Genomic DNA, 20,227 nt, shown 5'->3' with positions numbered 1-20,227 from the left:
TAACACACACCCTTACCTTTCATTTGATAATTTAGCATATGATAATAGCAAGACGGGTGTGCATAGCACTACCCGTCACAAAAGAGAAAATGATCGTTGCTCAGTTAAAAAAGGAAAAATAAGTGGAAAAAAACATGCCAACATCGGGTATAAACTGCTTCCGATAACTATACATAAAAATACAAAACTAACCCAGCGAGCTTTAACAAAAACAATTTCTGCTTTAGATAAAACGGCAATTGAATAGTTTATTTCTACATGATAAATATAGAGACCAGTTAGTAAGATTAGTATAAATTGTACTGGAACCCACCACGTAAAATGAAGTGTAAAATAAGTAATCATAGGCATTAAAATAGGTAAACTACCTATTACATACCATTTAAGGAATGATTGTTTATACGCCATCAAATCCCAAGGTAGCACTTCAACGAGATCTGCTTGGAATTGGTTTATGAAAAAAGAAGTCGACCCAGCTGCATATACATAAAGTGCTACTGCAATACCGATGAACATAAAACCTGTTTTCGGAATATAGTTCAACACCGCTAACATAAGCACAAGAACACCAACGAGTTGAATAATATATTCGATATTTCGTATAAATGCAATTTGCCAAATTCGATGATGAATACTTCGAAACGTATAACGAAAAGGCTTTTTTCGGTATGACAATTTTTTCATTAAACTGTATTTCCTTTGTGGTTTAATGCGAACTTGCGATACTCTAGAAACAAAAGCCATATTCCATAAGTGATAATCACATACCGTCATTACTTTTCCCCAATCCACTCCAACGAATAAGCGAGGGTAAAACCATATATTTATAAAAATAAGAACACCGATTATAGTAACCATTGTGAATAAATCCAATTGGACAAAGAACGCGATACTGTTGATTGTGACAAATAAAAACCAAAAAAGCATTTTTATAAAAATATTTCTTTGGAACATAAACCATTGTGGAATCGTCATACCAAGGTCAATGAGAAAGAACATTCCGAAATAATTTAAAATCAATGTTCCGTTAATTGGTGTTAAAAGAAATAAACCGAATCCAAAGAATACCATGACCAAAAGCTTCTTGATCACTTTATTTAAAAAACTCAAAAACCAAATATGCTGACGTGAATAAGGTAAGAGACTTAATTGATATTCTGAACTTGAAAACATAACACCAGGATGTCTAAACGATAAGAAAATATATCTAAAAGGAATCACTGCGATTAACAGATAAAAATAACGTTCTCCTTGAGATTGCATCCACAAAAATTGTTCCTCATATTCACTTAGCACGTTACCAAAAACAAACATCGTCATAAAAAGGTAACCGAAAAAAACAGATAAGTAAAAAGCAATTGTTTTGTCAATAACTGTTCTTAAAGTAAGCTGATAAATGTTCATCTTCTTTTTAAACCGCTGCCGACTTAAAAAAGTATACGCCCATAATGTCGATGGTTTCATACCTTTTACTCCGTTCTCCTTGTAATCGTATCAAAATCATCGATAGAACCTGATTGAACCAATTTTCCTTCCTGAAGCAAGACATAACGGTCAGCGATATTTTTTACACGGTCTAATTGATGGGATGTAATGAGAACGCTCGTTCCTTCGGTGATTTTATCCTTTAGTAATTCTTCAAAATAAGCAATCGCATAAACATCTAAACCCATAAATGGTTCGTCGATTATTAACAGTGGTGTATCTGGTAAGAAAGCACAGATCGTTTGAACTTTTTGACGCATTCCTTTTGATAAAGATTCCGGATATTCATTAAGCTTATCGGTTAATTCAAATCCAGTAACATAATCATCTATCCGCTCATGTAGACTTGTTTCATTGATTTGATAGCTTTTACCATATAACTGAAAATGTTGTAAAACGGTTAACTCAGATAATAGGAGTGGTTCTTCTGGTAAATAAGAAAAATACTGTTTATAGGAAAGGAGGTCTTCATCTTGGTCATACCCATTAATCACAATTCTTCCAAATGATTTGTTCAAAACACCTGTGATTGTTTTTATAAGGGTTGATTTTCCAGCTCCATTATGACCTACTAATGCAAGCACTTCACCCTCCCTTATATCAAATGTGATTGTGTCAAGAATTTTCTTCTTCGATAATTCTGTAGATACCGAATCAACAAGTAAAGTAGACAATATGTTCACCCCGCCCTTTTTGTTACTATACGGGACAAAGGTGAGAAAAGTTTCAAAAAAAACAGGACATTCCCAGAACGCCCTGTTCATCCTTTATTAATCATCTAGGTCAATTAATAAAATTTCTCCCGTACATGCATCAATTTCTATGTCCGCTTCTTGATGCCCATTTTTCACTTCGACTTCATAAATAAGTTGACCATCGTCTTCATCTAATTCGATACTTTCCACTTCACCAGGAAATTCCTTTAATGCAATGTCAGCTGCTTCACTATGATCAATAATCGTTCTTTTTCTCTCTCTTTTTTGTTGCTGTTTAGGTTGTTGTTGCTGTGGCTTTGCTTTATTAATTTCTTTTTGCTTCTGCTTTACGGATTCATTTTTAGGCTTATCTGTACGAGTTGTCATGCATTTCTCTTTAAGTTTTAATACTTCCCCTGTATTTCCATCTAATTTTAAATCGTATTCTTTATCATTTGTTTTAACTTCTACTTCATAAACAACTTTATTGTTTTCCTTTTCCAATTCTAATTCTGTAATTTCTCCTGGATATTGCTCTGTAACTAATGCTTTAATATCGTCTGAGGATAGCTTCGGTTCATCTTGTGAAGCATTTGATTGATAAATCCCAACACCTAGGATAAGCGCTATGACTGCGGCACTTACTGTAATCATCATTTTTTTATTCATTTTGTTTCCTCCTCTTTATCTTGTACTTCTATCATAACGCGCCAAAGTAATAAAACACGGTGAAGTAGATTAGAATTTGATGAGAAATCAATGATACTTAGGTAGTTTTAATGTAAATATCGATCCTTTATCTTTTTCACTCTCCACTGAAAGTGTTCCACCATGTAATTCTGCGATCTCTTTGGCAATGGCTAGACCAAGTCCTGTTCCACCAGAATCTCGACTTCTAGCCTTATCAACCCGGTAAAAGCGATCAAAGATTCTATCTTGATCTTTCTTACTAATCCCGATACCATAATCTTCCACCTGGAAAATAACATCATCAGTTTGTGAGTAAAGACGGATATCAATTTCCCTTTCACTATATTTTAAAGCGTTCATGATTAATATATATACAATCTGTTGTAATTGCTCTTTATTTCCTCTAACTATATTCACTTTGTCCATTGATAATCGAAGCTCACGGGAATGAACGCCACTTATTTTATGAACAATATTTTCACAAATGTTATTGAAGTTTACTTTTTCTTGCAACACATTTGCTTCATTCTTCGCTAACAATAATAACTGTTCGACTAGCTTTTGCATCCGGTCTGATTCTGAATGAATGGCATCCACTGATTCAGTAAATATATCGGGATGTTCTAATCCACGGCGTTTTAATAATTGAGCATAGCTTTTAATAATGGCAATAGGTGTCTTTAGTTCATGAGAAGCATCAGAAACAAAAGCTTCTTGTTTGTGAAAATTCTCCTCCAGCTTGGTAATCATATGATTAAATGTTTTTCCCATCTCGTACATCTCGTCTTTTGATCGTTTTTTTAGGCGAAGCCTTTGCCATTTCTTTGCGGTCATATTTTCATTCATTGTTTTAATAAATTCATGAATGGGTCTTAATAGGAAACCGCTTAACATTTTACTAGCTAGCATCGTTGGGATTAACATAAAAACCGCTGCTATGATGAGAACATAAAATAGAATGCTCATATTCTTTTCTAATATAACGAGGTGTTTCGATACTTCTAAGGTGACAACTTGTCCGTCTTCCCAGATGATTGGTTTTGAGACAACCGCCATTTTCTCGCCATTTAAATCATAAATATTCTTTATCTCTGAATCAGTATAAATGACTTCTTGATTTAGATAGTCTTTTTTCCTTGTCAATTGATGGATAAATGTAGAATCATCATTAATGATACGGATCATGCCATCACTGGGTAAAAATGCACGCAATAAATCATTCGTTAATACATCATCGCTTTCATTAAGAGCTGTAGCAATGATATTCGTCTGATCGAGAAGCTCTTCTAATTCACCATCGCTAGATGTCTTATAGAACAAAATATAAATCGCAGCATTAATAATTAATAGCAATAAAATCATAAAAAGACTGGAGAAGAGCTGAATTTTTGTTTTTAATTTCATTGTTCTGGATCCTTTATCATATAGCCGACGCCTCGTATTGTTTCGATATAAGGTATTGAAAATTTTTTATCTATTTTTTGTCTCAAATAGCGAATATACACATCAACTACATTTGTATCGCCTACATAAGTATATCCCCAGACACGATCAACAAGTTGCTCTCTAGTAAGAACGATATTTTTATTTTTCAAAAGATATGTTAATAAATCATATTCTCGTGGTGTCAGGTCAATGTAATCTTGATCGTGGGTAACTTCTCTTTTATTTAAATCGACTTGTAATCGCCCAACAGTTAGGTAATTTTTCTCTGTTGTTTCTAGGGTTTGTGATTGACGGAGATGGGCGCGTATTCGTGCTAGTAATTCCTCAATTTCAAACGGCTTTGTCATATAATCATTCGCGCCTAAGTCAAGTCCTCTCACTTTATCATGTGTACGATCTCTTGCTGTTAGTAAAATGACAGGTGTTAGGGAATCCCTCTCCCTGAAATCTCTTAAGATATCTAACCCGCTCACTTTAGGAAGCATAATATCTAATAGGACGAGATCCCATTTTTCTTCACGAAGTTTTTTTACAGCTAAATCGCCTTCTTGAATCGTTGTGACGTCATAGCCTTCAAAGTTAAGTTCCAGTTCTAAAACACGGCTTAATTTTTCTTCATCTTCAACAACTAAAATACGCTTTTTTTCCATACTTATGCACCACACTTTCTACACAAAGTATAACATTTATTATGCTGAGTCTAATCATAATAGCTTACTTTAAAACCCGCAAAATTTTTCATGCACAATATTAAAATAGATATTTAAACGCCGATTCCTTTTAGAGCAAGGTTGCCAAAATACAAAAAGGAAGTGTCTCCCGAATTCTTATATATGGCCACTGACCAAACCTCCTTAAAGATTCGTGGAATACTTCATATAGCAGTCGACATACACGAAGACTCCTGATCGGCTAGAAGAGGCCACGTCCTGTCCGTCGCGGGAAAAGCGAGGTTAGAGAGACCCCACAGAACGGAACGTCATTGCAGTTCGAGGAGGCTCGCTGACCACCCGTGGAAAGTGAAGTGTATGTCAACTGCAGATTCGTAGCAATATTCATTATGATGTTATTTATCATTTGAAAAACTGATCATTTCTAGGCATTCATGGTAAGATAAAAAGAAAAGGGAGAGATTGTAACATGTTAGCATTGGACCATCTCGTTATATCTGTAAAAGATGCTGAGAAAGCGAATGAATATGCTCGTAAACATTTGTCTATCAAAGCAATTAAAGGCGGAAATCATGAGCAATGGGGAACGTATAATTATTTAGCCTATTTTTCTAACACGAGTTATATAGAATGGTTAGCGATTCATGATGAAGATAAAGCGAGGTCTGCAGATAATCCATTGATTCAACATCTTCTACATGTTCAAGAAGAAAAAAGTGAACCGACAACTTTCCAATTTGCTCTGCGCACAAATCAGCTAGATAGCTATGTAGAACACTTCAAACAGGAACAAATTCCCTTTAAAGGACCCTTTAATGGTCACAGGGTAAAACCAGATGGAACTGAATTAAAGTGGCGCATGTTATTCCCTGAATATAATTTTAAAACTGAAATGCTCCCGTTTTTAATTGAGTGGGAAACGCCGAATAAAACACTTGGATTAGATAATGCACAAAATATATCTAAAATTTACTACGGCGGTACAACAAAAGATAGATTCACACATATATACAAACTTAGAAACAGAAAAATCCATAAAAACATGCTACGATTACCAAATACAAAGCTTTATTTCACAGATCAAGCATTATTATCCTATGAATTATCTTAAAGAAAACAATAAAATGACAGCTCCATCAAGGACGGATGAAGCTGTCATTATTCATTATTTATTCTTATTGATTTAATTGTTCTTTTAGAAACTGTCGAACTGATTCTGGCGTTTTTGTATAGGCACTATGTTGATGAGCAATCTTTTCGCCGTTCTTAAAAATAAGCATGCTCGGAATGCCCATCACCTCATACGTCTCGGCAATCCCTTCTATTTCATCAATATTCACTTCGTACCACTTGTATGTGCTAAACTCTTCAATAATGTCACCGATAAACATATCTAATCGCTTGCAATCTGGACACCAATTGGCAAAGAACTTAATAATAACCGGTTGTTCACTTTCAATAACCGTGTTAAATGTTTCCAATGTATGTATCTGTTCCATTCTTATACATCCCCTTTTACTTATACTGCTTTTTATTGTATCAAGTCACTCATATATTTTCTTGGATACTGCTTCCTGTTATTGACGATGTTCTACTTTACCAAGAATATAAGCACCGAATAAACCAAGTGCAAAAGTGGCAACAGAAGTGATCATTTCCCTTGTTTCAGATGGCCAACCAGGAAAAACAATAATAAGCGAGCCAATAACGAAGCCGATCACACAGGCGAATGTCGCCGTAAAATAATGTTTTAGAAAATAATTAATCAACTTACTCATCGTGACGATACCGATAACGATACCGAGTCCAGTTACAATAATGACATCAAAATGAAAATTACTGATGGCATGAATGATTGTCTTATATGCTCCAATGACGAGAAGTATCATTGATCCACTAATACCCGGTAAAATCATCGCCGCACTTGCCAAAATTCCAGAAAAAAATAAAAATACGTAATCACTTATAGAGAGGTTATTCATAATTGTCTCATCTGTTCCAAGGAATTCAATCGATCCAACCAATATAGCACCAACAATCAGGATGCCATAATGATAGAAGCGAAATTTACTTTTCATATCTGCTTGTTGTGTTAAAAAAGGCAATACACCAAGGATAAGACCTAAGAAAAAGAATTGTAATGGCCCGGGATGATGTTCGAGTAACCAATCAATTACCTTGCTTAATGAAACAATAGCAGCACCTGCACCTATCCCTAAAGGTATTAAAAATGTTAGATGACGTTTCCATTCCCGACTAAACAGTCCGTTAATCGCTTGAATGAGGCGATCATAAATACCTAATAAAAGAGCGATTGTTCCGCCACTTACTCCAGGTATCAAATCACTTGCTCCCATAAAAAAACCACGGTAAATATTTTTCCATTCCATAGAATTACTCCTCTTCTCTATCAAGTAGGGATAGATTTCCTCGATAATATTTATTATTATACTATGTTTTTTTGTTTATAGAAATACATGGATGTAAGTCTTCACTCTTCGATAAATTGTAAATCCGGAACAAATTGATTCATATGTTGTTTAACTTCTTCATAGTGTTGGCGTGCTTGTGGTAAGTCATCGTCTGTCAATTGAAACATTGGCCTTGGTTTCCATTCATTGACGTGAACAAATGTTGGCATAAACGCTGGTGAATGAATCTCAATTTTATGCGATCCATTTTTTTCAAATGTTTTTGTTATCTCACATTGGAAGATGCCACCTATTTGACGTTCAAGACCAATTTGACCAGATAAGAAGTTTCCTAACGAGTATATGGCAAGTGTTTGGTGACCATCTTTTCCTTCTAGCCAATCAATCGGTTGCAAAACATGTGGATGATGCCCAAGTATGAGGTGCGCTCCCTGATCTGCAGCAAATTGAACAAGATCACGTTGCTCTTCACTTGGCATTCGTTCATATTCAATACCGAAATGGTAACTAACGACAACAACATCTGCCTTTTCCTTCGCTTCTTTAATATCACGTTCAATCACATCTTTTTGAATCAAATTAACTAAATAATCCTTCCCAGTTGGAACTGGGATACCATTTGTTCCATATGTATAAGCTAAAAAGGCGACCGAAATACTTTCAGGCGTTTCTATAACACGTAGATTGTCTCTATCTTCTTGGCTTTTATATGAGCCGACATACATCATCCCGATTTTCTCCCAATGACGTATGGCATGAAGAATTGCCTTCTCTCCTCGGTCAAGCGTATGATTATTAGCCATTGATACAAGATGAATACCCGCATCTTTTAATGCATCACCTACTTCGTGGGGACTATTAAATGCAGGATATGTTGATAAACCTATCTCTGAGCCACCAATCATCGATTCTTGATTAGCAAACCCAATATCTACCTTTTGTAAATATGGTTTAACATATTGTAAATACGGGATAAAATTATACTCCTTCTTTTCACGTGCTGTCTCATAAACGCTTTCATGTATTAATATATCACCAATAGCTGCTAATGTGATCGTCTGCTTCAACTGCTTCTGCTTTAGCTCGGAAGGTGCTTTTTTGGCATGTTCTCTCCCTTGTTGCTCTGAATGTGAGCAAGCTGCTACTGAAATAGCAACAAACATCAATAAGATAAATGTTATATTTTTCTTCATTTGTTGCACTCCTTCTTTATAAACCTTTTTCATCATAACATGAACAGACATACTTTATCATAAATATTTTTTTATACTTTATGAAACATTATTAGATGTGAATCGTATTAAGACGTAATGAAGGAGGTATTTAGCATTGAAAACACCAGCATTAGAATTAATCAATGTTACCAAACGGATCGGTAATAAAGAAATTATTAAAGGATTGCAGTTTAAAATTGATAAGGGAGAAGTATTCGGCTTTATTGGACCAAATGGTGCAGGTAAAACAACAACCATTCGAATGATTGTTGGATTAATGAGCCTAACTGAAGGTGACATCCGCATTCACGGTAAAAGTATCAAAACAAATTATAAAGAAGCAGTACGCGAAATCGGAGCAATCGTAGAAAACCCTGAGCTCTACCCTTATATGACCGGTTGGCAAAACTTAAAACATTTTGCCCGCATGATTCCCGGCATTACCGACGAAAGAATAAAAGAGATTATATCACTTGTAAAGATGGAAAAAACGATTCACGAAAAAGTTAAACGGTATTCACTGGGTATGCGGCAAAGACTTGGAATTGCTCAAGCCCTCTTACATAATCCTTCCATATTAATTCTAGATGAACCGACAAACGGATTGGATCCTGCAGGGATTCGAGAGATTCGAGAATATATTCGCGCACTTGCCAAAGAAGAGAATGTCGCCATTATCATATCAAGCCACTTATTATCAGAAATTGAACAAATGTGTGATCGGATCGGTATTATAAAAAATGGAGAACTCATTACGACACAGAGTGTTCATGACACAGAAGATGAAGAACAATCTAAAACGGAACAAATTTTCTTATTTGATATCAAACCGGCTAAAAAAGCACAAGAGGTTTTGGAATCAGAGTTTGATGCTGAAGTAGATCATAAAGATGGCATCCTAACTGTAAAAACAACACGAGAAAACGTACCAGAAATGATTAAAACATTGGTCAAACATGATATGGCTATCTATCAAGTAGCAGCGTCTAAATCAACATTAGAAGACAAATTCTTTGATTTGATTGGAGAGAATATCATTGAGTAACTTTTTTAAACTCATTTATAATGAATTATTTAAAATCTTTGTGAGAAAATCAACATGGTTTATGTTTATTGCTCTTTTAATTGTCCTTCTGGGAATGGGCTTTTTAGAAAAAGGATTTGGTGATGATTACACAAATGAAAATTGGCGAACAGAATTGGAACAGGAAAATAAAAATTTACAAAAAGATCTAGAAGAAGACGATATTGAAGACTCCCCTTTTTACGATTTTGCAATGTCAACGATTGAAGAAAATAATTATCGGCTAGAAAATGACATCATGCCACTTTCAACAGGCGGTTGGAGTTTCATGTATCTCACAGCATCTTTTTTAGGTTTAGTTAGTCTATTTACAATTGTGATTGCAGCAGGTATCGTTGCTAACGAGTTTTCACAAGGGACGATTAAATTACTCCTAATCAGACCGATTCATCGTTCTGTTATTTTATTATCTAAGTATATAGCTGTTCTCATTTTTGGGTTTATTACAGCCGTTTCCTTATTACTTTTATCTTTAGGTGTCGGGGGAATTTTATTCGGATTTGAAGAGCATATTCCCGCTGTTGTCATTGAAAATACAGAAGGTCTAACACATCTATCAGTCTTAAAAGAAACAATTTACGGATACAGCTTTTACTCTGTTAATCTGATTATGATTACGACGTTAGCATTTATGATATCAGCCGTATTTCGTAACAATGCTTTGTCAATCGGTGTCGCTCTCTTCTTATTATTTACAGGTAATACGGTCGTGCAATTCTTTTCCGATAAAGAATGGGCTAAGTATATCCTGTTTGCAAATACGGATTTAAGACCATACTTTGGTGGAAAACCTTTGTTTGAAGGCATGACGCTCTCGTTTTCAGTTATTACTCTCCTCGTCTATTACGCTATTTTCGTCTTTTTAGCATGGGGTATCTTTACAAAACGCGATGTCGCTTAAATATTTCATTTCTTTTACAAACATTGAGAAAGTATGCTATAACTGAATCATAGTTCACTATATGAGGTGTTTCGAATGAAACGACATATGTCCGGTGTATTCATATTATTAACAGCGATTATTTTGGTAGTTGGAACGAAATTAGACTATGCCTGGAGTGGTATTGTCAAATGGGGATTAGCTGCGATTACGTTATCATTGGCTGCTTACTATACCAAGTATATTCCAAGTCAGAAGAAACAAGACAATACAAAAAGTGGGGAATAATATACCCCACTTCTTTTTTTATTCTCCTATTTCTTTGAATGTTTTGATGCGTTCTTCTATGGCATCCCTTACCTCTTGAAAAACACGCCACTTTTCAGCTTCTGTTCCAGTTGCTTTTGCTGGATCAGGAAAACCCCAGTGAATTTTCTTCACATGTGGTGATGTTACAGGGCAACTCTCCAATGCATCGCCACATAAAGTAATCACAAGTGTAGCATGATTTAAAACGGCCTCATCGATAACAGATGATTTTTGTTTCGAAATATCAATACCTACTTCTTGCATTGCCTTTACTGCTAAAGGATTTAAACCATGCGCCTCAATGCCAGCACTTCTAACATCCCATTCTTCACTTAAATATTTCTTTCCAAATCCTTCTGCCATTTGACTACGACAAGAATTACCAGTACAAAGAAAATATAAAATTTGTTTATCCATTATGCCCCTCCTTTTACAAAATAACTAACGTGATATAAAGGCCGACTAACGTAATGAAAAGAGTTGGAATCGTTAAGATAATCCCTACTTTAAAGTAATATCCCCACGAAATATGAACATCTTTCGTTTTTAAAACATGTAACCATAATAATGTAGCGAGTGAACCGATAGGAGTTATCTTCGGTCCTAAATCACTGCCAATCACATTCGCATAAATGAGTGCTTCTTTCATAACTCCAGATGCATTCGTCTCAGCAATGGCAAGCGCATCAATCATAACAGTCGGCATATTATTCATAACCGATGACAAGATGGCAGCGATAAATCCCATGGCAATTGTTGCTATAAACATACCTTGATCGATTGTTAATTGAATGACATCAGCTAAAACGGCTGTCAATCCAACATTTCGTAATCCGTATACGACAACATACATCCCAATGGAAAAGAAAACGATATTCCATGGTGCATTCTTTATAATAAGAACAGGTTCTACTGTCTTACTATTTCTCCCTAATAATAAAAATAAAATAGCAATCGCCCCTGCAATAAATGATACCGGGATTCCCAAAAATTCACTCGTAAAATAACCCATTAACAATAATAATAAAATGACCCAGGATAACTGAAACATCCGTTTATCTTTAATCGCAGTATGTGGCATTGCTAATTCATTGACATCATAGGTTTTTGGAATATCTTTTCGGAAAAACAAATAAAGGACCACAATACTAGCAATTAAAGAGAATAGATTAGGAATAATCATTCTAGACGCATATTCAACAAATCCAATCGAAAAGAAGTCAGCAGAAACAATGTTTACTAAGTTACTAACGATAAAAGGAAGCGATGTCGTATCAGCAATAAATCCACTCGCCATAATAAACGGCAAGATGAATACGTCCTTAAATCGTAGAGCTCGAACCATTGCTAATACAATCGGAGTTAAAATGAGTGCTGCACCATCATTAGCAAATAAAGCCGCTACTAGAGCTCCTAAAATGGAGATGTAAATAAACATTTTTACACCACTGCCATTTGCTAGACGAGCCATATGTAAGGCAGCCCATTCAAAAAAGCCAATTTCATCTAGTACGAGGGAAATGATAATAATTGCCACAAACGCTAATGTTGCGTTCCATACAATATTTGTAACGTCTTTTACATCTGCCAATGTTACGACACCAAATAATAGAGCTAAAATAGCTCCCCCAATCGCTATATAACCAATTCCAAGATTTTTGGGTTGCCAAATAACGAGTATAAGTGTAATAAAAAATATAATAATTGCCATGATTGTTGCTATATCCATATACAATCCTCCATCATTTACATTAACAAATTGTAATATTGTCTATTTTCTTTAATAATTCATATGGAACTGGAATTTGCTTAAGAATTTGATCGATAAAGGGATACTCATTCGATTCTTTATTTAATTCATAATACACCCATTTTCCACGACGCTCTTCATTAACTAAATTTGCATCACGTAATCTTCTAAGATGCTGACTAATAGCGGGCTGAGACATATTTAATACAGAGACAAGTTCACAAACACAACATTCTTTCTGTTGAATAAGCTTTAAGATCATTAATCGCGTTTTATCTCCAAGTAATTTCAAAACAGGTACAATCGTATCAATATCCATTACTTTCGTAGCCAATTATGTACATCTCCTTTTTCATATAATCAAATAATTATATGATGATATTATAAATTGAAATGACCTAATAAACAAGAAAATAGAACAACAAGTAGTCATTAACGAAGCCGCTTGATATACAAGGAATATTTATAAAACTGATTTTACGTCGGTCTTAATAATTTTTTGAGATATGCCTGAATAGCATTCTAAACGAAATAAGCGGGAGAAACTTATCCAGTTTTCCCGCTAGTTCCGATCTGCGTATTTTTTTAAAAAAGCTGTTCAGATGATTGGAGCGTGCTTGAGCTTCAATACATTGTGTTGTTAGAATTTTCCTCTGTGAGAGGACACATTGATGACTCAATGCGGTGTCTCACTTGGATTTTCCGTCTCGAGAGGACGCATTGAAGGATCAATGCGATGTCTCATTCGGATTTTTCGTCTCGAGTGAATGCATTGAAGCCTCAATGCGGTGTCTCATTTGAATTTTTTGTCTCGAGAGGATGCATTGAAGGCTCAATGCAATGTCTCACTTGGGTTTTTCGCCACGAGAGGCTGTATTGAAGCATCAATGCGGTGTCTCATTTGAAGTTTTCGCCACGAGAGGCTGTATTGAAGCATCAATGCGATGTCTCATTTGAAGTTTTCGCCACGAGAGGCTGTATTGAAGCATCAATGCGATGTCTCATTTGAAGTTTTCGCCATGAGAGGCTGTATTGAAGCATCAATGCGGTGTCTCATTTGAAGTTTTCGCCACGAGTGGATGCATTGAAGGATCAATGCGGTGTCTCATTGCGTACTTTCACTGTGAGAGTACATGTTGAACCTTAGATATAAACGACAAAAATTATCTTAGGCAAGACTAACCATAGGAAGTGGTCAAACCCAAACTAAGTTTATGATCATTTCCTATGATCGTCTAGCAAAATCGACAAACTTAAATTTATCTGGTCGGTGACGTGAAACGGTATATTGAAATAAACTCGCATCCTTTAAATAAACACGACTTTTAATAATAACAATATTTGTAAAACCCTCCATGTCAAGTAACCTGTAGTCTTCATCTGTCGGTTCTTCTACTGTGATCTCTTTTTCTGCAAAACTAATCTCCAGACCGAGCGATCCTTCTAAATATTCATAAATAGAATTCTCACAAACATCTACTGTCAGTTCCGGAACATACGCCTTGACGAAATAATCCTTATCTAAAATAACCTTTTCATCATCTATTTCACGAATACGGGCGACACTCCAGACACGTTCATCTTTAGATAAATTTAATTGATCCTGAATCTCGTCTCTTGGCTTTTTAAGAACAAGCTGATGAACATATGTTTTCGCGTCTAAATTTAGTTTCTGAGATAATTCTTTAAAACTTTGAATACCCGAAACTGGAAAATGATGCATATGGCGATTGATAATAACAGAACCCTTACCGCGCACCTTTTGGATATAACCTTCTCGGACAAGAATATCTAATGTTTTTCGGATTGTTTCGCGCGAGGCGTCATACATCGTGGATAGCTCATTTTCAGAAGGGAGCATCTCTTGCTCCCTCCAATGATGTTCTTTTATTCTTTTTAACAAATCTTGATAGATGGCAAGATATTTCTTTTGCATGAAATTACCTCATTAAATAAATAATTGATTCATAAGGTCTTAGCACTAAATTGTTAATATTTGTAGATGATCCCTCATAATTAGATAACAAGATATCCATTCGTTCATGGGGTATATCTAAAGATACATGTGTCTCTCGATTATAAAAATGACTAACAACAAGTAATGTCTCACCCTGATATCTTCTTACATATGCAAACACATGTGGATCATCACGTAATAACAATTGGAAGTCTCCGTGTACTACTATACCATACGTCTTTCTTAATTCAATCAATGATTTATAATGATAAAAAATCGATTCATCATCATTTAATTGTTCCACTACATTAACTATTTGATAATTATTGGCAACATCAATCCATGGAGTACCATCCGTAAATCCAGCATGCTGACGATTATCCCACTGCATTGGTGTTCGTGCATTATCACGTGACTTCTGTTGTAAAATTGCCATCGTTTCCTCTGCAGAAATACCTTTATCCTGTAACATCTTATAAGCATTAATCGATTCGACATCACGATATTGATCAATTTGGTCAAAATTAGGATTGGTCATCCCAATTTCTTCCCCTTGGTATATATACGGGGTACCTTGCATCATATGCAAAGTCGTAGCCAACATTTTCGCTGATTCTTTCCAATACGTGCGGTCATCACCGAAACGAGAAACAACACGTGGTTGATCATGATTGCACCAAAATAGGGCATTCCAACCATTTCCATTATGCATACCGACTTGCCATTCAGATAAGATATTTTTTAGCTCGAGGAAATCAAAGTCTGCTTTCGTCCACTTCTCCCCGTTAGGGTAATCAACTTTTAAATGATGAAACTGAAATACCATATTCAATTCCTCGTTGTCAGGATTCGTATACTGGATACAATGATTCAAAGAGGTAGACGACATTTCGCCAACAGTAAGCAGATTATAAGGTGTTAACACCTTTTGATTCATCTCATGTAGATACTCGTGAATTTTCGGCCCATCAGTATAAAACTTGCGACCATCACCGTCTGAATCATCGGGAAAGCTCTGGTCTTTTGAAATTAAATTAATCACATCTAGACGAAAGCCATCGATTCCCTTTTCAGCCCAGAAACGCATCATATCAAAAACTTTTTCTCGTAAAACAGGATTTTCCCAATTTAAGTCGGCCTGTGTTTGATCAAACAGATGTAAATAATACTGCTCTGTTCTTTCATCCCATTGCCACGCTGAACCACCGAACTTCGATTGCCAATTATTCGGTGGTCCTCCATCCTTGGCATCTTTCCAAATATAAAAGTCTCGAAAAGGATTTTCCTTCGATGATGCCGCTTGTTTGAACCATTCATGTTCAGTCGATGTATGATTGACGACGAGATCCATTATTAAACGCATATCACGTTTGTGAACTTCTGTTAATAATCGTTCAAAATCTTCCATCGTGCCATAACGTTTGTCAATGGCATAATAATTACTAATATCATAACCATTATCGCGTTGTGGCGATTCATAAACCGGTGTTAACCAAATGACATCAATTCCTAATTCATGTAAATAATCGAGTTTTTCAATAATCCCTTGCAAATCACCTGTACCATTACCAGTCGTATCGTTAAAACTTTTAGGATAAATTTGATATACAACTGCTTGTTTCCACCAATCTTCAGTCATCTTTTTTACCTCACCCCCGCTTTCTTAAACCAATGATTAACGTTACTACAAATGGGAATATAATGACGATGGCCATACCAATTAAAAAGGCAGTCCAGCCACCTGGTATAATAGATAATATCCCCGGTACACCACCAACACCGACAGATGCCGCCTTAACATGCATACCCATAATGAATGCTCCTGCAATGGAAGCCCCTGTTATAGCTGCAATAAATGGATATCTGAAACGTAAGTTCACTCCGAACATAGCTGGTTCTGTAATACCGAGCCAAGCAGAAATCCATGATGTTAATGAGAGTCCTTTTAATTTTTCATCTTTCGTAACAAACATCATCGCCAGTGTAGCAGAACCTTGGGCAATATTCGATAGAGCTAAAATCGGCCATAAGAACGTTGCTCCGATTGTCCCTATTAATTGTAAGTCAACTGCTAAGAATGTATGATGCATCCCTGTAATAACTAATGGTGCATAAATTGCCCCATAAATTAAACCACCTAATACAGCAAAATTATCAAAAATCATCACTAAACTATCTGTAATCCAGTTTCCAATTGCAAATGTTACAGGACCAATGATAATAAATGTTAAAAAACCTGTGATTAAGAGAGAAACTGGTGCAACAACCAATAATTGAATCGAGTCAGCCACACGACGCTTTAAAAAGATTTCTATTTTCGCTAAAATCCAAGATGCAAATAAAACAGGAAGAACTTGACCTTGATAACCAATTTTATCCACTTCTAAGCCAAATAAATTCCATGTAGGAATGGCACCTTTTTCGAGAGCTTCACCATAAGCCCAAGCATTTAACAAATCAGGATGAACGAGCATGAGTCCTAATACAATTCCTAATAATGGGTTACCACCGAAACGTTTAACCGCTGACCAACCAATTAGACCCGGCAAAAACACGAATGCCGTATTAGCAATAATATTAATCATATCGGCTAATCCGGCCCAGCTTTCATGAACTTCAATAAATGATTTTCCCTCATAAAAAATATCCGGATTCGCTAGTATATTATTAATCCCCATCAATAAACCGGCCGTTACAATCGCAGGTAAAATCGGAATAAAAATATCAGCTAACGTTTTAATGCCGCGTTGTAATATATTTTGTTTGTTGCTTGATGCTTGCTTTACATCATCTTTTGTTGCTTCTTCCGTAATACCTGTCTCTTTAACCATCGCTTGGTATACTTTGTCAACCGTTCCTTGACCAATAATAACTTGGAACTGACCACCTGCTAAAAAGGAGCCTTTAACAACATCTAGACGGTCTAGTTGGGCTTGATTAATTTTAGCATCATCTTTTAAAGCAAATCGTAATCTTGTCACACAATGCGTCATTTTTTCAATGTTTTCTTTACCACCAATTGCTGCAACAATATCTTTTGCTTCTTGTTGATATGAATCATCTGTTATAGACGATTGAGAATTATCTTGTTTTAAGATAGATAAAACAGGTGTCTCTCCTCTAACAACTTTTTGTTCTGCAATTTTTTCTAAACCAGAAAACGCTTTACTGTTCGTTACAATAATCGGGGTAATGATATGTTTTGCTTTCTGTTTAATTGTTTCCAGATCAAATGTGATGAGGCGTTGACCGAGTTCCACTTTATCCCCTTGTTCGACATGAGCCTGAAAGCCTTCTCCTTTTAAACCGACTGTTTCCAAACCAATGTGAATAAGAACTTCTACACCGGCATCATTTTTTAAACCGATGGCATGTTTTGTAGGGAAAACGGAAACCACTTCACCCGTAAATGGCGCAACAACTTCACCATCTTCTGGTATAATCGCTATCCCATCCCCAACCATTTTTTCTGAAAACGTTGGATCCGGAACCGTTTCCAGTTGTTTAACCGTTCCATTCAAAGGCGCATAAATAACGTATTGGCTATCCACATTTTGTTTTTTAGCCATGTCAAGTACCTCCCATATAATATATTAACTTGTATAGACATCTCCTACTTCAATTTTAACCTGTATATACATGTTTGGCAACAATATTATAGAAGCCACCATCTTTTATAAGAACGCTTTAAATTATGTTACCCAAAATTCACGATATCACATAAAAAAATCGATATGTCTGAAAGTAAAAGGACATACCGATTTTATCTATTCATTAATTTTTATTTCGTTTTGCTGCTTTTTCACGTTCTGATTTATTTAAAATTTTCTTTCGTAAACGAATTGATTCTGGTGTTACTTCACAATACTCATCATCATTCAAATATTGTAAAGCTTCCTCTAAAGACATATCACGTGTTTTTCGAATGGTAACCGTTTGGTCTTTATTAGCAGAACGCATATTCGTTAGATGCTTTTCTTTTGTAATATTAACCGTTAGATCATTTTCACGGTTATGTTCTCCGACTATCATCCCCGCATATACTTCTGTACCTGGTTCAATGAAGATGACACCGCGATCTTCTAATTGCATAATCCCATAAGTTGAAGCTTTTCCATTTTCAAGGGCAACTAAAGCACCTTCACGGCGGCCACCGAGCTGCCCTGGCGTAATAGGTTGGTATGAATCAAATGTATGATTAAAAATACCATAACCATGTGTTTGTGTCATAAATTCCATTGCATAACCGATTAAACCACGGGATGGTACTTTGAATTCGAGGCGCACTTGACCATTGCCATAATTAATCATATCAAGCATTTCGCCTTTTCTTGAACCGAGCGCTTCCATAACGGCTCCTGTATATTGTTCTGGTACATCAATTTGTACGCGCTCAACGGGCTCACATTTGATACCGTCAATTTCTTTAATAATAACTTTCGGCTTAGATAATTGTAGCTCATAGCCTTCACGGCGCATATTTTCAATTAATATCGATAAATGTAATTCCCCACGCCCTGATACAATCCATGCATCTGGAGATTCTGTCGGTTCAACACGGAGACTCACATCTGTTTCTAATTGTTTCATCAGACGGTCTTTAATTTGACGTGAAGTAATATATTTACCTTCTTTTCCTGCAAATGGACTGTTATTTACGACAAAGGTCATCTGTAATGTCGGTTCATCAATACGCACTTCTGGTAAGGCTTCTAAATGATCTGGCGGACAAACTGTTTCACCGACATTTAAATCTTCCATACCGGACAATGCAACAATGTCTCCCGCCTGTGCCTCTTCAATTTCAATCCGCTTCAAACCAATAAACCCGAACAGTTTGGTAACGCGGAAGGATTTTGTCGAACCGTCATTTTTCATGACAACGACTTGTTCACCGACACGAATTTTCCCACGAAAGACTCGACCGACTCCGATTCTGCCAACATAGTCATTGTAATCAAGTAATGACACCTGGAATTGAAGAGGTTCTTCACTTTTTTCTTCCGGGGATGGAATATGTTCTAAAATGGTCTTAAACACTGGATCCATCGTATTTGCCTGCTCATCTGGTTCCAAACCTGATGTACCATTCAATGCAGAAGCGTAAACAACTGGAAACTCGACTTGTTCATCATCAGCACCGAGATCAATAAATAAATCTAACACTTGATCAATGACCTCTTCGGGACGTGCATTCGGACGATCAATTTTGTTTAATACAACAATGGGTGTCAATTTTTGTTCGAGTGCTTTCATTAAGACAAAACGTGTTTGAGGCATCGTGCCTTCATAAGCATCGACAACAAGAACGACACCGTCAACCATTCTTAAAATACGTTCCACCTCGCCACCGAAATCAGCATGTCCTGGTGTATCTAGAATATTAATCGTCGTATCTTTATATTTCACAGCCGTATTTTTAGCTAATATAGTAATCCCACGTTCTCTTTCGATATCATCGGAATCCATGACCCGATCATCAACTTGCTCATGCTCATGGAATGTTCCCGAGTATTTTAATAATTGGTCTACTAACGTTGTTTTTCCATGATCAACGTGTGCGATAATCGCAATATTTCGTATATCTTCTCTTCGTTGCACGGGCAACGCTCCT

19 protein-coding genes are annotated in these 20,227 nt (G+C 36.0%); 4 read left to right on the top strand and 15 right to left on the bottom strand.

Going from position 1 to position 20,227, the window contains the following annotated elements; translation table 11 throughout:
- Positions 1-75: 75 nt before the first annotated feature.
- From VIG73_RS06945 to VIG73_RS06925, 5 genes are all read right to left on the bottom strand, one after another.
- Positions 76-1,464, bottom strand: coding sequence for a hypothetical protein (locus VIG73_RS06945; protein WP_331640349.1), 1,389 nt, complete (start codon positions 1,462-1,464; stop codon positions 76-78).
- Positions 1,465-1,469: 5 nt separating this feature from the next.
- Positions 1,470-2,168, bottom strand: a complete 699-nt coding sequence (locus VIG73_RS06940) for an ABC transporter ATP-binding protein (RefSeq protein ID WP_414648383.1) — start codon at positions 2,166-2,168, stop codon at positions 1,470-1,472.
- 87 nt (positions 2,169-2,255) lie between these two features.
- Positions 2,256-2,849, bottom strand: a complete 594-nt coding sequence (locus tag VIG73_RS06935) for a PepSY domain-containing protein (protein WP_331640344.1) — start codon at positions 2,847-2,849, stop codon at positions 2,256-2,258.
- Between the two features lie 87 nt (positions 2,850-2,936).
- The gene (locus VIG73_RS06930) at positions 2,937-4,274 is read right to left on the bottom strand and encodes a sensor histidine kinase (protein WP_331640343.1); all 1,338 of its coding nucleotides are present in this window, start codon (positions 4,272-4,274) and stop codon (positions 2,937-2,939) included.
- Positions 4,271-4,966: a response regulator transcription factor gene (locus tag VIG73_RS06925; RefSeq protein WP_331640341.1), complete on the bottom strand. Its 696-nt coding sequence runs from the start codon at positions 4,964-4,966 to the stop codon at positions 4,271-4,273. Before VIG73_RS06925 ends, VIG73_RS06930 begins: the two co-directional genes overlap by 4 nt.
- Before the next feature lie 490 nt (positions 4,967-5,456).
- Here VIG73_RS06925 and VIG73_RS06920 point away from each other — a divergent pair, with 490 nt between their 5' ends.
- The gene (locus VIG73_RS06920) at positions 5,457-6,098 is read left to right on the top strand and encodes a VOC family protein (RefSeq protein WP_331640339.1); all 642 of its coding nucleotides are present in this window, start codon (positions 5,457-5,459) and stop codon (positions 6,096-6,098) included.
- Between the two features lie 64 nt (positions 6,099-6,162).
- Here VIG73_RS06920 and VIG73_RS06915 read toward each other — a convergent pair whose 3' ends face one another.
- The 3 genes from VIG73_RS06915 to VIG73_RS06905 form a co-directional block, all read right to left on the bottom strand.
- Positions 6,163-6,486, bottom strand: a complete 324-nt coding sequence (locus VIG73_RS06915) for a thioredoxin family protein (RefSeq protein ID WP_331640337.1) — start codon at positions 6,484-6,486, stop codon at positions 6,163-6,165.
- Between the two features lie 78 nt (positions 6,487-6,564).
- Positions 6,565-7,377: a DUF368 domain-containing protein gene (locus VIG73_RS06910; RefSeq protein WP_331640335.1), complete on the bottom strand. Its 813-nt coding sequence runs from the start codon at positions 7,375-7,377 to the stop codon at positions 6,565-6,567.
- 101 nt (positions 7,378-7,478) lie between these two features.
- A complete protein-coding gene (locus VIG73_RS06905) occupies positions 7,479-8,612 on the bottom strand; it encodes a CapA family protein (RefSeq protein ID WP_331640333.1) in 1,134 nt (377 codons plus the stop codon).
- A gap of 136 nt (positions 8,613-8,748) precedes the next feature.
- Here VIG73_RS06905 and VIG73_RS06900 point away from each other — a divergent pair, with 136 nt between their 5' ends.
- The 3 genes from VIG73_RS06900 (at position 8,749) to VIG73_RS06890 (ending at position 10,885) form a co-directional block, all read left to right on the top strand.
- Positions 8,749-9,678 carry an ABC transporter ATP-binding protein gene (locus VIG73_RS06900; RefSeq protein WP_331640331.1) on the top strand — a complete coding sequence of 310 codons (930 nt, stop codon included), beginning with the start codon at positions 8,749-8,751 and terminating at the stop codon, positions 9,676-9,678.
- Entirely contained in the window at positions 9,671-10,618 is a 948-nt protein-coding gene (locus VIG73_RS06895) for an ABC transporter permease (protein WP_331640329.1), read from the top strand. Before VIG73_RS06900 ends, VIG73_RS06895 begins: the two co-directional genes overlap by 8 nt.
- A gap of 75 nt (positions 10,619-10,693) precedes the next feature.
- Positions 10,694-10,885, top strand: coding sequence for a hypothetical protein (locus VIG73_RS06890; protein ID WP_331640327.1), 192 nt, complete (start codon positions 10,694-10,696; stop codon positions 10,883-10,885).
- Positions 10,886-10,903: 18 nt separating this feature from the next.
- Here the strand turns inward: VIG73_RS06890 and arsC are convergent, their stop codons facing one another.
- The 7 genes from arsC to typA all read right to left on the bottom strand — a co-directional run bounded on the left by arsC (position 10,904) and on the right by typA (position 20,214).
- On the bottom strand, positions 10,904-11,323 hold the full coding sequence (gene arsC, locus VIG73_RS06885) for an arsenate reductase (thioredoxin) (RefSeq protein ID WP_331640325.1): 420 nt from the start codon (positions 11,321-11,323) through the stop codon (positions 10,904-10,906).
- A gap of 13 nt (positions 11,324-11,336) precedes the next feature.
- Positions 11,337-12,635, bottom strand: a complete 1,299-nt coding sequence (locus VIG73_RS06880; RefSeq protein WP_331640323.1) for an arsenic transporter — start codon at positions 12,633-12,635, stop codon at positions 11,337-11,339.
- Positions 12,636-12,657: 22 nt separating this feature from the next.
- Positions 12,658-12,990, bottom strand: a complete 333-nt coding sequence (locus VIG73_RS06875) for a metalloregulator ArsR/SmtB family transcription factor (protein WP_331640321.1) — start codon at positions 12,988-12,990, stop codon at positions 12,658-12,660.
- Between the two features lie 891 nt (positions 12,991-13,881).
- Positions 13,882-14,592, bottom strand: coding sequence for a trehalose operon repressor (gene treR, locus VIG73_RS06870; protein ID WP_331640319.1), 711 nt, complete (start codon positions 14,590-14,592; stop codon positions 13,882-13,884).
- A gap of 4 nt (positions 14,593-14,596) precedes the next feature.
- A complete protein-coding gene (gene treC, locus VIG73_RS06865) occupies positions 14,597-16,252 on the bottom strand; it encodes an alpha,alpha-phosphotrehalase (protein ID WP_331640317.1) in 1,656 nt (551 codons plus the stop codon).
- A gap of 10 nt (positions 16,253-16,262) precedes the next feature.
- Positions 16,263-18,182 (bottom strand): PTS system trehalose-specific EIIBC component, encoded by a 1,920-nt coding sequence (treP, locus tag VIG73_RS06860; RefSeq protein ID WP_331640315.1) that lies wholly within the window; start codon positions 18,180-18,182, stop codon positions 16,263-16,265.
- Positions 18,183-18,387: 205 nt separating this feature from the next.
- Positions 18,388-20,214 (bottom strand): translational GTPase TypA, encoded by a 1,827-nt coding sequence (typA, locus tag VIG73_RS06855; protein WP_331640312.1) that lies wholly within the window; start codon positions 20,212-20,214, stop codon positions 18,388-18,390.
- Positions 20,215-20,227: the final 13 nt, after the last annotated feature.

This window comes from Cerasibacillus sp., assembly GCF_036516575.1.
Taxonomy (GTDB): Bacteria; Bacillota; Bacilli; order Bacillales; family Amphibacillaceae; genus Cerasibacillus.
The sequence above is the reverse complement of the archived record's forward strand: the minus strand, read 5'-3'. Positions and strand labels throughout refer to the sequence as shown.